The sequence below is a fragment of the Actinoplanes sp. KI2 genome (assembly GCF_025630775.1).
In the GTDB taxonomy this organism is placed as follows: Bacteria; Actinomycetota; Actinomycetes; order Mycobacteriales; family Micromonosporaceae; genus Actinoplanes.
Genome location: NZ_JAOSZE010000006.1, coordinates 112,763 through 128,066 on the forward strand (window position 1 = coordinate 112,763; position 15,304 = coordinate 128,066).

A 15,304-nucleotide genomic window follows, 5' to 3' on the forward strand; every position below is an offset into this window, starting at 1 on the left:
TAGGGGGCCGTGGGTGGCGCAGGAGCCGGTGCGCGAGATTCCGTTGCACGGCGGCAACGTCAGCACGGTCTCGCGGATCGGGGACACCGTCCGGCGGAACACCGGACCGTGGACCCCGGCCGTGCACGCGCTGCTCAACCATCTGGAGCGGGTGGGCTTCACCGGCTCGCCGCATGCGCTCGGCGTGGACGAGAAGGGCCGCGAAGTCCTGTCGTACCTCGACGGCGAGTGCGGTGAGTACCCGCTGGCCCCGCACTGGGTGACCGAGGAGGCGCTGGTCACCGTCGCGACCATGTTGCGGATGTTCCACGACGCCCAGTACGGCTTCGCGCCGCCGCCGAACGCGGTGTGGCGCTCGTTCGGGCCGCCCCCGCCGGACACCGAGGTGATCTGTCACCACGACGCGGCGCCGCACAACGTGGTCTGGCGGCCGGACGGCACGCTCGCCCTGATCGACTTCGACCTGGCCTCGCCCGGCGCGCGGATCTACGACGTCGCGTACGCGGCCTGGACCTGGGTGCCGCTGTTCAGCGACCGGGACTCGTACACGCTGGGCTGGAAGCGGCCGAACCGGCCGCGCCGCCTGCGGCTGTTCGCGGACGCGTACGGGCTGATCCCGCGCGACCGGCACCGGCTGGTGCGCACCATCCGGAAACGGATCGTGGACCACGTCGAGGGCATCCGGCGGATGGCCGCGGCCGGCGACCCGGCCTTCGTGCGGATCGTGCACAAGGGCCATCTCCGGCGCCCGATGCGCGATCTCCGGCTGCTCGACTACGAGCGCCACACCCTCGAGTACGCCCTGCGCTGAGCGCGGGCTGTGAGAGTTTCTTCACACGTACGAAACAAGCCGTCACTTGCTGGAAATCGCACGTAGACCGTGCGTGAAACAGCGGCCGGGAAGGCTTCCGCCACGAACCGGCCGACAGGCGATGCTGCCTCCGTAGGTCGTGTGGGAGGACACCTCAATTTCGGGAGGAGGCAGCGTGGAGATCAACACCGGCAATACCGCCTGGTTGCTCCTGTCGTCTGCGCTCGTTTTGCTCATGACCCCCGGCCTGGCGCTGTTCTACGGTGGCCTCAACCGGTCCAAGGGCACCCTCAACATGATGATGATGAGCTTCTCGTGCATCGGGCTCATCTCGGTACTCTGGGCGCTTTACGGTTGGACCATTGCGTTCGGTACGAACGACAGCTCCGGTCTCAACAAGTTCCTTGGCAGCTTCACCCAGTACCTCGGCACCGGCACCAGCTGGATGGGCGAGGAGTGGAAGGTCGCCGGCACCGGCATCGGCATCCCGACCCTGGTCGTGATGGCGTTCCAGATGATGTTCGCGATCATCACGGTCGCTCTGATCAGCGGGTCGCTCTCGGACCGGCTGAAGTTCGGCGGCTGGGTTCTCTTCGCGATCGGCTGGTTCACCATTGTGTACGTCCCGGTCGCGCACTGGATCTGGGGCGGCGGCTGGATCGGCGCCAACCTGGGTGCGCTCGACTTCGCGGGCGGCACCGCGGTGCACATCAACGCCGGTTCCGCGGCCCTCGGCGTGGCCCTCGTGCTGGGCAAGCGGATCGGCTGGCCGCGGGAGAACATGCGGCCGCACAACGTGCCGTTCGTCGCTCTCGGCGCCGGCCTGCTGTGGTTCGGCTGGTTCGGCTTCAACGCCGGTTCCGAGCTGACCGTCGACACCGTCACCTCGGTCGCCTTCGTCAACACGCAGCTCGCCACCGCCGCCGCCCTCTGCGGCTGGTGCCTGGTGGAGTGGCTCCGGGACGGCAAGCCGACCCTGGTCGGCGCCTCCTCGGGCGCCGTGGCCGGCCTGGTCGCGATCACCCCGGCCTGTGGCTTCATCCCGCCGCTGGCCGCGATCCTGCTCGGCATCGTCGCCGGCGCGGTCTGCGCGCTGGCCGTCAGCCTGAAGTACCGGTTCGGCTACGACGACTCGCTCGACGTGGTCGGCGTGCACTTCGTCGGCGGGTGGATCGGCTCGCTGTGGATCGGCCTGTTCGCCTCCTCGGGCGTGAACGCGGTCGTCACCCACAAGTCGGTCTTCTACGGTGGCAGCGCCGACCAGCTGTGGCGGCAGGCCGTCGCCAGCGGGGCGGTCACGGTGTTCTCGTTCGCCGTCGCGGCGGGCCTCGCCTACCTCCTCAAGCTCGCGAAGCTCCTGCGGGTCAGCGAGGAGGACGAGGTCGGTGGCATCGACATCTCCGACCACGGCGAGACTGCGTACGACATGACCCCGGCCGCGGGTTCCAGCGGCGGCGCGTTCGCAATGGCCGGCGTCGGCGGCTCCAAGGCCGACAGTGACGGCAAGGCGGACGTCAGCGAGAAGGTCGCCGGTTAAATACCCGTATGACTGCTCCGAGAGAGGGACTGAGCATGAAGCTGGTGACCGCGGTCATCAAGCCGTACCAGCTCGACGCGGTGAAGGAAGCGCTGCACGCGCTCGGCGTGACCGGCTTGACCGTGAGCGAGGTACAGGGATACGGACGGCAGAAGGGACACACCGAGGTGTACCGGGGCGCCGAGTACACGGTGGAGTTCCTGCCAAAGATCAAGGTCGAGGTGGTTACCGACGAGATCGACGTCGAGAAGATCGTCGACGCCGTCGTCACCTCGGCGCGGACCGGAAAGATCGGCGACGGGAAGGTCTGGGTGACCGCCGTCGAGGAGGTCGTCCGGGTCCGTACCGGCGAGCGCGGCCTCGACGCCCTCTGAGACCGGTCTCTGCATGAACAACATGTCCAGCGAGCCGCCGGCCCCGCCGTCGGTGCCGGTCGGCGGCTCGCTCGACAAGCTGAGGGAGCACATCGGCGCCGCCGCCCGGTCCGACCGGGCAGCGGCGCTCGACGCTTGGCTCAACGCGATCTTCCCGGGTCACCTGCCGGGGGTCAGCCTGCTGGCCGTGGGCGGGCTCGGCCGGCGCGACTGCGCCCCGTACAGCGACCTCGATCTGGTGCTGCTGCACAACGGCACGGCCGGCATCGACCGGATCGCCTCCGCCCTCTGGTATCCGATCTGGGACGCCCGGCTCGGCCTCGACCACTCGGTGCGCACGCTGCCCGAGGCGCTGTCGATCGCCCACGACGACGTCAAGGTGGCCCTGGGCCTGCTCGACGCCCGGCACGTGGCCGGCGACCCGGCGCTCTCCGGCGAGCTGATCGCGGCGGCGAGCGATCAGTGGCGGCGTACCGCCGTACGCCTGATGCCGCAGCTCAAGGAGCTCACCGCCACCCGCTGGGCGAGCCACGGCGAGCTGGCCTTCCTGCTCGAGGGCGACCTCAAGGAGGCGGCCGGCGGGCTGCGCGACGTCACCATCCTGCGCGGCATCGGCCGGGCCGGGGTCGCCGACACCATGCGCCCCGCGGTGCGCGCCGCCAACCTGCGCCTGCTGGACACCCGGGACGCCCTGCACCTCGCCGTTGGCCGCCGGGTCGACCGGCTGGTCGCCCAGGAGCGCGCCGCGGTCGCCGAGCTGCTCGAGCTCGACGACGGCGACGCGCTGCTGCGCCGGGTGGCCGGCGACGCGCGCACGGTCGCGCACGCGGTGGACGACGCCTGGCGGGCGGTGGACCGGCTGCGGGCCGGGCGCCGCCGGGGCGGTCCGGGCGGGTCGCCGACCCGCCGGCCGATCGCCCGGGACGTGGTGGAGCAGGACGGCGAGCTGGTGCTCGCGCGTACCGCCATCGGACCCGTCCCCGACCCCAGCCTGTCGCTGCGGGTGGCCGCGGCGGCCGCGATCGTGCGGCTGCCGATCGCCCGCGCCACCTGCGAGTGGCTCGCCGCGTTCAGCCCGCCGCTGCCCAACCCGTGGCCGCCGGCCGCCCGCGCCGCGCTGGTCTCGCTGCTCGGCTCCGGCCCCGGCCTGCTGCCCGCCTGGGAGACCTGCGACCGGTACGGGCTGATCGACGCCTGGCTGCCCGAGTGGGCCCGGATGCGCAGCCTCCCGCAGCATCACCCGGTGCACCGGTTCACGCTCGACCGGCACCTGGTGCAGGCCGCCTACGAGGCCAGCGCGTACGCCCGCGAGGTGGACCGCCCCGACCTGTTGCTGATCGGCGCTTTCCTGCACGACGTCGGCAAGGGGTTGCCCGGCGACCACAGTCTCGTCGGCGCCCCGATCGGCGCCGAGATCGCCACCCGGATCGGCCTGCCGCCGGCCGACGTCGCCACGATCGAGAAGCTGGTGCGGCTGCACCTGCTGCTGCCGGAGGTAGCCACCCGGCGCGACCTGAGCGACCCGGTGACCATCTCGACGGTGGCCGAAAAGGTCGGCGACAGCACCACCCTGGACCTGCTGCACGCGCTGGCCCGGGCCGACTCGCACGCCACCGGCCCGGCCGCCTGGTCGGACTGGAAGGGCCGGCTGATGGCCGAGCTGGTGCAGCGGGTGCACGCCGCGCTGGACAACGGCGAGCTGCCCGAGCCGCCGCTGCCCGACCCCGAGCTGCTCGACGGCGACCTGCCGGCCGTGCATCTGGACGGCGACCGGGTGGCGGTGGCCGCCGCCGACCGGCGTGGCCTGCTCGGCCAGATCTCCGCCTGCCTGGCGCTGCACCGGCTGGACGTGGTCGGCGCGAACTGCGGCACGGTCGACGGCCGGGGCATCGTCGAGTTCCTCACCCAGCCGCGGTACGGCTCGCCGTACGACCCGGTGGCGCTCGCGGCCGACCTGCGCCGGGTCGCGGCCGGGGACGTGTCGGTCACCCAGCGGGTGCGGGCCCGGGCGATGAGTGCCCGCGGCGGCACCGCGTCGCCCCGCGTGGTCTGGCACCGGCATGCGGCGACCGACGCGGCCGTGCTGGAGCTGCGCGCGGCCGACTCGGCCGGCCTGCTGTACCGGGTGGCGACCGCGCTCGACGAGGCCGGCGCCGAGGTGCGCGCGGCCCGCATCTCGACCCTGGGTGGCGACGTCGTGGACGCGTTCTATCTGGTCGGCTCGTGGGCTGAGCAGGGCGAACGCGATCGGGTCGAGGCGGCGGTGCTGGCCGCCGTGTAACCAAAGGCGGTGAATGCGCGTTGGTCGGGTCATGCGGGAGCCCCAGCCCACCGGGCTGCTCGATGATCACATCCACGCCCTTGGCGAGGGTTTGCGGCTGGCGCTGACCGCCACCGTGACCCGCAATCGCTCCCGGGACGGCCGCTTGCTGCTGGCCCGGGCCGCGCTCGGCGACGCGCTCACCCTCGACGAGCTGCTGGCCGCCGCGCGGGCCGGCGACCGCCGGCGCCTGCGGAAGGTTCGCCGGAAGGTGGCCCGGCCGCTGCTGGCCACGATCGCGCAGGCGTACGCCCAGCAGGAGCTCGCGCCGGAGGACCGGGCCGACGCGCGCGCCCTCTACGAGCTGATCCGCCGGGCGGTCGGCGGCCGCGCGCTGAACCCGGCCAACCAGGCGCTGCACGTCGCGCTCGCGCTCGCGGACGAGGGGCCGGACCGGGCCCGCGCGCTGCTCGCCGGCTACTGGCGGATCCACGAGCCGGCGCTGAGCTGCCTGCTGGCCGACCTGATCAACCCGTACGTCCGGGAGCTGCCCGCCGAGCCGTGGCTGCGGGCCTTCCAGGCGATGCTGCCCGCGCCCGGTCCGGTGGTCGGCGAGGGCGACGGCGTGCCGTTCGACCGGCTGGCCGCGCCGGCCGTCGCGCGGGTCGAGGAGGCGCACCGGGTCTCGGTGGTGGTGACCGCCTACCGGCCCGATCGCGGGCTGCTCACCGCGGTCCGTTCGATCCTGGCGCAGAGCTGGGCGAACATCGAGATCGTCATCGTCGACGACGCGTCCCCGCCGGAGTACGACGAGCTGCTGCGCGCGGCGGTGGCCCTCGGCGACCGGATCCGGCTGGTCAAGCTCGCGGTCAACGCCGGCACGTACGCCGCCCGCAACGCCGGGCTGGAGGCGGCCGCCGGCGAGTTCGCGGCCTTCCAGGACTCCGACGACTGGTCCCACCCGCGCCGGCTGGAGCTGCAGGTGCGCCCGATGCTCGAGGACCGCCGGCTGGTCGCCACCACGTCGGACGGGCTCGCCGTCACCGACCAGCTGATGCTCAGCCGGCCGGGGGTGCGCAGCGGCCGGTTCAACCCGTCCTCGCTGGTCTTCCACCGGAACGCGGTGCTCGGCAAGGTCGGCTGGTTCGACCGGGTGCGCAAGGCGGCGGACAGCGAGTACATCGGACGGATCCAGGCGGCGTTCGGCGAGAGCCGGGTGCGGCATCTCGACTCGTTGCCGCTCGCCCTGATCCGGCTCAGCGCGAACTCACTGTCCCGCATGGAGATCAAGCCGAACTGGATGCACCCGGCCCGGGTCGCGTACAGCTCGGCGTATCTGCGCTGGCACGCGCGGATCGCGGCCGGCGACGCCTCGCCGGTACGCCCGGCCGACGGCTCGAATCGGCCGTTCCCGGCGCCCGGGCACCTGATCGGCGCCGACCCCGAGCGGGTCGCGGAGTACGACGTGGTGATGGTCGCCGACTGGCGGTTCCTGGAGAGCGCGCAGCGCACCGCGATCGACGAGCTGCGGGCGCTGGCCGGGGCGGGCCTGCGGGTCGCGGTGCTGCAACTGGAGTCGTACCGTGCGGTCTACCTCAAGCGGCAACCGCTCTGCGCGCCGCTGCAAGACCTGATCAACGCGGGCGTGGTGGACCGGGCCGGGATCCAGGATCGGATCGAGGCCGAGCTGGTGCTGGTGCGGCAGGCCGCGGTGCTGCAGTTCGCGGGCGGGCTGCCGAGTCGGGTGCGGGCAAGGCGGGTGGTCGTGGTCGCCGACCGGGCGCCGCGCCGGTCGAACGGGACCGACCAGCGCTACGTGCCGGAGACCTGCACCGAGACGGCGCGCGAGCTGTTCGGGGCGGAGCCGGGGTGGGTTCCGCAGGACCCGGGGGTGCGGGCGGCCCTGCGTACCGGCGAGGACCGCGACTTTCCCACCGCGCTGGCCTCCGCCGGATGGATCCCACGGCGAACCGCCGCCGGCCCGGGACCGGCCCTGGCCGGCACCGACCTGTGCGACGCGGCGAACTGGCCCACCGACCTCGCGGAGACCCTCGCGGTGTGCCGCCGGCTGCCCGACGCGGACATCCGGGTGCGCCTGCCCGACCGCCCGCGCGGCTCGCTCGACGTGCCGCTGCGCCGCGGTTGGCTCGCCTACGAGGTCGCCGACCTCGGCCCCCGCCCGTTCCTCCACCAGCTCGACTTCTATCTGCACTTCCCGCCGCCGGAGAGCGCCGAGTGGTATTCGCGGCCGGCGATGGAGGCGGCCGCCCTGGGCTGCGTCGTGGTGATGCCGGAGCGCTACGCCGGGCTGTACGGCGACGCCGCCGTCTACTGCAGCCGGACCGAGGTGGCGCCGCTGATCGAGCGCTATCGGGCCGACCCGGCGCTGTTCGCCGAGCAGAGTCGCCGGGCCCGATCGGTGGTCGCCCGCGCGCATGATCCGGAGCTGCTGGTCGAGCGGATCATGGACATGCTTCCCGTAACGACGGTGACGACGCCCGCGTTGACGGAGTGTGCCTTTAGTCGTATTTAAGGTGGCGGGCGGGGTGCTGGGACGGGTGAAGGTGAAGCTGAAGAGGCTGGTCAAGGCCGTTCGGGGCCTTTCCCATCGGCAGATAGCCGGCCTGCTGGCAACGGCGACGATCGGTCTCGGGGTCGCGGTGGCCTCGGCGGCCGGCCGGGCCGCGCTCGCCACCAGCCTGCTCGCGCTGCTGTTGGTCGCCGTCCCGGCCGGGGTGATCCATCTTTCCCGGCGGCTCGGCGGGGTCGGTCGCGCCAACCGCGAGGCCGTCCGTGACCTGCGGGTGCTCGTCGAGCAGGTGCAGCGTCGGGTGATCGCCGCGGTCGAGAAGGAACGGCTCGCGGCCGGCGACCGGCACCAGGAGCTGACCGAGGCGCTGTCCCGGGCCGAGCGGCTCACCGGCCGCGGCGCCGAGCTGCTGCTGCGCGAGCAGACCCAGGAGATCGAGGCGCTGTTCCAGCTCTTCCGGCGGGTGGCGCCGCGGGCGCCGATGCCGGCCGGCGGCGCGCTCAACCCGACCGACCTGCTCGGCCTGCACAACCTGGCGGCCGGCCGCAAACCCCGGCTGACCGTGGTGCTCGGCGGCGCCGGGCCGACCGCGGTCTGGCTCGGGTACGCGCTGGCCGGCTGCGGCGGGCGGCTCGTCGCGGTCGAGTACGAGCTGTCCCGGGTCGAGGCGACCCGCGAGTCGCTGCGCGAGCACGGCCTGACCGGGGTCGAGGTGCGGCACGCGCCGCCGGTCGAGCTCACCGTGGACGGCCGGGCGGTCGACTGGTACGACGTCGACGCGCTGGACGGCCTGACCGACATCGACCTGCTGGTGGTGGACGGGGCGGAGGGGGTCGCGCCGGCCCTGCACGTGCTCGGCCGCCGACTGGCCGACGGGGGCGCGGTGGTGGTGGAGGCGCCGACGCACGTCGCGCCGCGGCAGGGCGGGTTCGGGCTCACCGAGCAGCGCCGGGTCAGCAGCCGCTGGACCGTGCTCGCCCATCCCGAGGCGCCGATGAAGACCGTGAAATAAGAGCGGTCCCGCCGCGGGGGACGGCGGGACCGCGGGGCCGCGGGAAGCAGGGGAGTATCCCGCGACCGACCGGCGGGGGTGCCGGCTGCCCTTGTTCTTACGCAGGCAAAGATCGGTCGGGGGATACGGCGGTTTACCCGCGGGACGGGTGCCCTTGGGTTGCCAATCGGGCGGCGCGCTCGGCGTACACCTCGTGGCCGTGGTGGCGGCGGACGAACTCCGGGCCGCGGGCCGCCTGGGCGCGCAGCGCGGCCTTGTCCGCGTGCAGCCGGCGCACGGTCTCCGGCACGTCGGTCGCCTCGCAGTACACCGCGGCGTCGCCGAGCGCGGCCGCGTACCGGGAGGGCAGCAGCACCACGCAGCCGGCGGCCAGCGCGGCCAGCACGTCCGGGTCCGGGTCGGCGGGCATGTCCGGGCGCGGCAGATGCAGGTAGAAGTCGACCTGGTAGAGGAACGAGCGCAGGCTCACCTCGGCCGGGCCGTAGACCAGCCAGGACCGGGGAACGCCGGGCCGGCCGAACGAGCGCTCGGCGGAGCCGTCGGCGTCCAGCAGGCGTACATCCACCCGCTCGCCGTCCGGCAGTTCCGCGCGCAGCCGGCGCCACTCGGCCCGGCCGCCCCGGCAGCGCCGCCCCACCACCGGCCGGTCCGCCCGCGGCCCGCGCCGGTCCAGCCGCCACTGCCTCGGGTCGACCGTGCCGGGCAGGTCGAGCGCGGTGAGCTGGTCGGACGGGGAGCCCTCGGCGAGCGGGTTCTCGGCGAGCGCGGTGGCCAGCAGCCGGCGGCCGTCCGGCCCGGCCGGGGCCCAGAGCGGCCGGCGGCCGAACAGACGGCGGCTGGACGCGGCGGCCGAGCGGGCGATCGTCGCCGACTCGATCACCACGCGCTGGGCCCGGATCCCGCTGGGCAGGTCGGGCGCGTGCTGCAGGACCTTGGGCGTGCGGCACACCACGAGCCGGGCCCGGACGTCGTCGGTGAGCTCGACCTGGGTCAGCTCGCCGCGGTTGATCAGCTCCTGCACCTCCGGGTCCAGGTTGCGCGGGCCCTGGCGCAGGTGGGAGAGCACGTCCAGCTGCAGCAGGGCGGCCCGCAACTTCCGGTCGCGCAGCGCCCGCAGCTGCCCGATCCCGGCGGCGCCGGCGCCCCCGGCCGTGGTCCAGTCGCCCGCCAGCACCACGTCGTACGCCCGCGGTCCGGTCTCGCCCCGGATCCGGCGCGGCACCGCGAACGCCCGCGCCTGCTTGGCATCGGCCGTACCGTTCTTGACCTTGGTGTGCCAGGCCTGGAACGCCGACAGGTAGGAGCGGCGGGCCGGGTGCATCCAGCCCGGCCGGTAGTCCTCGCTGGACAGGGAGTCGCCGGACAGCCGGATCAGGGCCAGCGGGGCACCACCGAGGTGCTGGGTGGCGGCGCGGCCGAAGACGGCGCGGGCGCGCTCGACGTACTCGGCGTCGGCGCCCTTGCGGACCGGATCGAGGTAGCCGACCCGGTTGAGCGCCGCGGCCCGCCGGAACATCAGCGAGGACAGGTTGTACGACCGGGTCTGCTCGACGCCGGGCCGGGTGAGCACCAGGTCGGGGGTGACCCGCATGCCGGCCGACGTGGTCGAGAAGACCGCGTCGTCGGCGAGCAGCGGGGCGACCTGGCGCTCCAGCCGCAGCGGGTGCGACCAGTCGTCGGAGTCCTGGAACGTGACGAAGTCCCCGGTCGCGGCGTCCAGACCGGCGTTGCGGGCCACGTAGGTGCCGCCGTTGGTGACCATCCGGATCAGCCGGACCCGCGGGTCGAGCCCGGTCGCGGCCCGCAGGATCGGGTCGAACTCGACCGGCGAGCCGTCGTCGACCAGCAGGATCTCGTGATTGGTCCAGGTCTGCGCGACCAGCGAGCGGATCGCGGTGAGCAGCCCTCGGCCGGGCCGCCAGGTGGTGACGATGGTGGTGATCCGGCGCGGGTGGCCGATCCGCTGCGCCGTGCCGGTGACCAGCCGGTCGAGCGGGGGGCCGTCGCCCTCGGTCACCCGGCAGGACGGGTGCGGCAGCAGGCCGGCGAACCGGGTCTCCCAGCCGGGGAGGGCGCGCGGCTCCCCGTTCCGTCCGGAGGACCAGGCGCCGGTGGAGCCGTTGCCGCCCGCGTACGGGTTGGCGAGGTCGAGCGTCACCGCGGTACGGATCGGCTCGGCGATCTCGGTGTACTCCGCCAGCAGCGCGGCGGCCAGGGTGCGGTCGCCGGCGGCGTACGCGATCTGGCAGTGCAGCCCCTGATGGGCCGGCGCGATGGTGCCGGCCCGCCGCAGCCTGGCCAGGATCGCCAGCGCCTCCGCCTGGTCGTCCGGGCGCAGGTCCTGCAGCGCGATCACCCGGGCCAGCTCGCCGAGCGGCCAGGGCTCCTCCGATGCCGCGCGGGCCAGCGGCGCCCGGGCGGCGACCGATCGGGCCTGTAGGGCTGCCACGGCGAGCGGGTGCGGTTCGATCATGCGCGTCCTCCTGGTCTCGGTGTCTTTAACGACCGAGGGAGTCGGGTGAATTGTCCGTATCGCCCCCTTGGTTCGTATCGTTTGACCTCGCGTGCCCCAGTACGACGTCGCCATCCTGTCTGACCTGCGGTATCCGGGCGGCAATTCGGCGAGCATCGTCGCCGAGGTGCGCGCTCAGGCCGCGGCCGGACTGTCCACCGTGCTCGCCCATCTGCCCTCCCCGCATCTGAAGCACGCCCGGCCGTTCCAGGACCGGATCGTCGCCTGCCTGCGCGACGGGCTGGCCGACCTGGCACACGACGACGGCGCCGAGATCACCGCCCGGGCGCTGCTGATCCGCCAGCCGCGGATCTTCACCGAGGAGCCGGCCGTGGTGCCCCGGATCCGGGCCGGGCACACCATCGTCGTGCTCAACCAGCCGCCCGGCGACGAACGGCACGCCCAGTGCTACTACGTCTTCGAGGAGGTACGCGCGCGGGTCGAGCGGCTGTTCGGCGACGCCGTCTGGGCCCCGATCAGCACCCAGGTGCGCGACAACGTCCTGCAGGTCGCGCCCGGGATCGCGCTGCCGGACACCGACTGGCACGAGATCATCGACGTCGCCGACTGGCAGGTCGAGCACCGCCGTGAGCCCGGCGAGATCCCGGTGCTCGGCCGGCACGGCCGGCCCGATCCGGTGAAGTGGCCGCGCGACCCGGCCGAGCTGCTGCAGGCCTACCCGGACTCGCCCGACTTCAAGGTGCGCATCCTCGGCGGGGGCGAGATCGGCGTACACCGGCTCGGCCGGCTGCCGCGGTCCTGGGAGGTGATCGAGTTCGGCGCCGAGTCGCCCCGCGAGTTCCTGGCCGGGCTCGACTTCTTCGTCTACTTCCACGACCCGGACTGGCGCGAGGCGTTCGGCCGGACCATCCTCGAGGCGATGGCCAGCGGGGTGCCGGTGATCGTCGGGCCGCACTTTCGGGCGATCTTCGGGGACGCGGCGCTCTACTGCGAGCCGGCCGGCGTCCGCGAGGTGGTCCGCCGGCTGCACCACGACCGGGACGCGTACGACGACCAGGTCGAGCGGGCCCGCCGATTCGTGGCCGACCAGTTCGGCAGCGCCTCGCACGTCGCCCGGCTCGCCTCGCTCGGCGTCCTGCCGCTGTCCCGGCCGCCGAGGGCGCTCGTCCGCTCCCGGGAGAAGCCCAAGGCCCGGCGGGTCCTCATGGTGGGCGACGACGTGGCCCGCTTCCGGGCGATCGCCCGGCGCCTGCCGAAGGGCCTCGAGGCGGTCGTGGTCGGCACCGCGAGCCTGGCCCAGGCACACGCCGCCGGCCTGCTCACCGAATACCTGCCGGGCGCCGCCGACCTGGGCGTGCCGCCGGCCCGCTGGCCCCGATTCGTCCGCGACCGGCTGCGCCACCTGGTCGAGCTGTACCGCCCGCGGGCCGTGCTGGTCGGCGGGCTGCCGCACGACGGGATCCTGGACGCGGTCCGGGAGAACCCGGCGACCCGATGGCTGTGGCTGCGCCCGGCGATGTGGCGGCGCGGCGCCGGCGGCGAGTGGGCGGCCCGCGGCCTCACCTTCGCCGGCATCCTCGAGCCCGGCGAGTTCGCGGCGGCCGGGGACGAGGGGTGGACCACCACCGCCCGGCACGGCGTGTCCACGGTGGATCCGATCATCGACCTGCCGGACCGGATCGCCCGCCGGGCCGGCGATCTGACGCTGCTCTGCCGAGGCGTCGAGGCCACCCTGCCCGGCTTCCGCGCCGTCGAGGCCACCGGGGCCGAGCTGGGCGAGGTCACCGTGGCCGTGTCGCGGGCCGACTACACCAACTTCCACGAGCTGATCAGCGCCCGGGTGCCGACCGTCTTCGTGCCCGACCCGGCGGCGCCGGACGACGAGCTGGCCCGGGCCCGGTTCGCGGCCGCCGCCGGGGTCGCCGCGTACGCCACTGACGACGAGGCCGCCGCCACCGAGCTGGAGCGGCTCGCCGACCCGGCGGTCCGGGAGGCGCTGAGCCGGCGCTGCGCCGAGCTGTCGTTCGGCAACGGCGCCGGGGACGCGGCCGCCTGGCTCGCCGGCTTCACCCGGGAGGCCACATCTACCTGGGAGGGAAGGCGTGTCGGAAACCGATGACCTGTCGCTGGCCCGCTGGGAGGTGGCGACGCTGACCGGCCGCCTGCGCTGGCTGGAGGCCGAGCGGGACGCCGCGGTCGAGGACCGGGATCGGCATCAGCAGCAGGCGGCGACCCTGCGGGGCAGCCCGTCCTACCGGCTCGGGCGGGCGCTGGTCGAGCTGGCCCGGCACCCGGTGGGAGTCGCCGGCCGGGCGGCCCGGCGCATCCGGCACGGCCGGCGGCCGCCACCACGCCGTCGGCCGCCGGTCGGCTCGGTGCCGGCCCTGGTCTACGTCGCCGTCGGTCTCGACGGCGCCGCCTCGCACGCGCTGGTGCGGGCGTTGCGGCAGCGGATCGTGGTGGACGGCGACCACCTGCCGGTGCTGGTCACCGACCAGCCGGAGCTGCGCGGTCTGCAGGTGCCGGGCGTGGTGCTCGAGTATCTGCCCGACCCGGAGACGTGGCGACGGCACGATCCCGGCGCCGGCTGGGAGGCGATGCTGGCCGGGCGGATCGCTCAGCTCTGCCGCGACCACGGCGCGGCCGGCACGGTGGTGATCGACCCCCGGGACCCGCCCACCCTGGCACGCCTGCTGAGTAACTGACCGCGCGGCGGCCTCGTTGGCGCGGTGTGACCGTCGTCGTCCCGAGGCCGCGGACCGCGATGCGCTTCGTCGTCGCCCGGCCGCCGATCGGCTTCCTCTGGCGGCGCGCGTTGCTGCGGGCCGCGTTGGCGCCGCTGGTCGTGTTGGCACCGATCGTGGCGCTCGCGCCGACCGCCGACCACAAGTACAACGTGTACTGGCACGGTGGACTCTTCCGGGACGACCCGCTGCGGATCGTCCCGGACACGCTCGACTCGTTGCCGAGCTACCTGCGCAACGGCAACTTCCGGCCACTCGGGCGGATGCTGGAGAAGCTGGTCGACCTGGCCGCGTACGCGCTCGGCGAGGTCGGCGTGCCGGCCAACGTCGGCCTGCGCGTCGTGTCGATCGCCGCGGCGATGCTGCTCGGGGTGGCCGTCCTGGTGCTGGCCGAGAGCGTGGTGGCCCGCGGCCGGCTGTTCCGCGCCGAACCGTCCACGGTGGCCGCGGTGGCGCCGTTCGCGTTCGCCGCCGGCCTGGTGGCGGCCGGCCGGTCGAGCCCGGTGGTGCTGTTCGGCGGCCTGTACTTCACGACCGCCGCGGTGGTGCTGCTGGTGGCGGCGGCGATCGCGCGGATCGGCCGGATCCGGGCCTGGCAGCTGCCGCTGCTGGTGGCGGCGGGCGCCGCGCTGGCCGCCTTCAACGAACTCACCTACCTGACGCTGCCCCTGGCCACGGTCGCGGTGGCGGCGCGCGGCCGGTGGGTGCTCGGCCAGGCCTGGCGGCGGATCGGCACGGCCGCGCCCGCCCGCGCGCTCGGCGCCCTCGGGCTGGGCTTCCTGCCGGTCTTCGGCACGGTCCGGCTGGTCATCAAGTCCTACTGCGACACCGGCCCGTGCTATCCCGCCTCCGACGTCGCCCTCGGCTCCGCGGTGGCCAAGACCTTTCCGGTACGCCTGATCGCGTGGTTTCCGCCTCTGGAGTGGCAGAGCGCGGTGCGCGGCGGCGGGGCGCTCTCCGGCCTGACCCTGGCCCTGGCGCTGGCCGCCCTGGCCGCGCTCGCCTGGACCGCGCTGCGTGACCTGCGCCGGCTCGGCGCCCTCGGCCGGCCCGCCGCCGCGGCCCTGGTGGTGGTCGCCCTCGCCCTGGTCGCGCTCGGCGCCGGCCTGGCCGCGCTGAGCGCCGACGTGCAGCACTTGGTGGCCGCGCACCGCTGGGGGCAGGGCTGGCGGGACACCGCGGTCGTCGCGCCCGGCGGCGCCCTGCTGCTGGCCGGCGCCGCCCACCTGGCCGGGCCGCGCCGGGTGCTGCTCGGCGGTCTGATCGCCGTGCTGGTGGCCGGGTGCGCGGTCACCGCCACGGTGAACAAGCGCTTCCGGGACACGATGCTGCAATCGCCGGTCGCGCGGCTCGACGACCGGCTCGCCCAGGAGGTCGCCGACTTCGATCCGACCCCGGCCGGTGCGGCCCGCCGCTGCGCGCTGCGCACCGAGTTCCTCGCGCTCAACCCGGGCGGCCGGACGCCGGCCCGGCGCTTCGACGTCTCCTTCGATGCGGCCGCCCGGCAGCGGGCCGGGCAACCGTTCTGCCCCGTAACCGGCTCGGGGCAAGGGCGTTGAGGTG

Annotated in this window: 10 protein-coding genes; 9 read left to right on the forward strand and 1 reads right to left on the reverse strand. The window is 74.4% G+C overall.

Annotated features, from left to right (window positions below):
* Positions 1-13: 13 nt before the first annotated feature.
* The 6 genes from ODJ79_RS08125 to ODJ79_RS08150 all read left to right on the forward strand — a co-directional run bounded on the left by ODJ79_RS08125 (position 14) and on the right by ODJ79_RS08150 (position 8,524).
* Entirely contained in the window at positions 14-811 is a 798-nt protein-coding gene (locus ODJ79_RS08125; RefSeq protein WP_203779974.1) for an aminoglycoside phosphotransferase family protein, read from the forward strand.
* Positions 812-986: 175 nt separating this feature from the next.
* Positions 987-2,348 carry an ammonium transporter gene (locus tag ODJ79_RS08130; protein WP_317620645.1) on the forward strand — a complete coding sequence of 454 codons (1,362 nt, stop codon included), beginning with the start codon at positions 987-989 and terminating at the stop codon, positions 2,346-2,348.
* 35 nt (positions 2,349-2,383) lie between these two features.
* Positions 2,384-2,722 (forward strand): P-II family nitrogen regulator, encoded by a 339-nt coding sequence (locus ODJ79_RS08135; RefSeq protein WP_203724369.1) that lies wholly within the window; start codon positions 2,384-2,386, stop codon positions 2,720-2,722.
* A gap of 13 nt (positions 2,723-2,735) precedes the next feature.
* The gene (locus ODJ79_RS08140; RefSeq protein WP_263022701.1) at positions 2,736-5,003 is read left to right on the forward strand and encodes a [protein-PII] uridylyltransferase; all 2,268 of its coding nucleotides are present in this window, start codon (positions 2,736-2,738) and stop codon (positions 5,001-5,003) included.
* 31 nt (positions 5,004-5,034) lie between these two features.
* The gene (locus ODJ79_RS08145) at positions 5,035-7,515 is read left to right on the forward strand and encodes a glycosyltransferase family A protein (RefSeq protein ID WP_263022702.1); all 2,481 of its coding nucleotides are present in this window, start codon (positions 5,035-5,037) and stop codon (positions 7,513-7,515) included.
* Between the two features lie 13 nt (positions 7,516-7,528).
* Positions 7,529-8,524 (forward strand): class I SAM-dependent methyltransferase, encoded by a 996-nt coding sequence (locus ODJ79_RS08150; protein WP_263022703.1) that lies wholly within the window; start codon positions 7,529-7,531, stop codon positions 8,522-8,524.
* Positions 8,525-8,657: 133 nt separating this feature from the next.
* Here ODJ79_RS08150 and ODJ79_RS08155 read toward each other — a convergent pair whose 3' ends face one another.
* The gene (locus tag ODJ79_RS08155) at positions 8,658-10,997 is read right to left on the reverse strand and encodes a glycosyltransferase family A protein (protein WP_263022704.1); all 2,340 of its coding nucleotides are present in this window, start codon (positions 10,995-10,997) and stop codon (positions 8,658-8,660) included.
* A gap of 91 nt (positions 10,998-11,088) precedes the next feature.
* Here ODJ79_RS08155 and ODJ79_RS08160 point away from each other — a divergent pair, with 91 nt between their 5' ends.
* Genes ODJ79_RS08160 through ODJ79_RS08170 form a run of 3 tightly spaced genes read left to right on the forward strand, consistent with a single transcriptional unit; the run spans position 11,089 to position 15,300 of the window.
* Complete coding sequence (locus ODJ79_RS08160) at positions 11,089-13,116, forward strand: glycosyltransferase (protein ID WP_263022705.1); 2,028 nt, start codon at positions 11,089-11,091, stop codon at positions 13,114-13,116.
* Positions 13,100-13,702, forward strand: coding sequence for a hypothetical protein (locus tag ODJ79_RS08165; RefSeq protein ID WP_263022706.1), 603 nt, complete (start codon positions 13,100-13,102; stop codon positions 13,700-13,702). Before ODJ79_RS08160 ends, ODJ79_RS08165 begins: the two co-directional genes overlap by 17 nt.
* Before the next feature lie 26 nt (positions 13,703-13,728).
* Positions 13,729-15,300, forward strand: a complete 1,572-nt coding sequence (locus ODJ79_RS08170) for a hypothetical protein (RefSeq protein WP_263022707.1) — start codon at positions 13,729-13,731, stop codon at positions 15,298-15,300.
* The last annotated feature ends 4 nt before the right edge of the window (positions 15,301-15,304 follow it).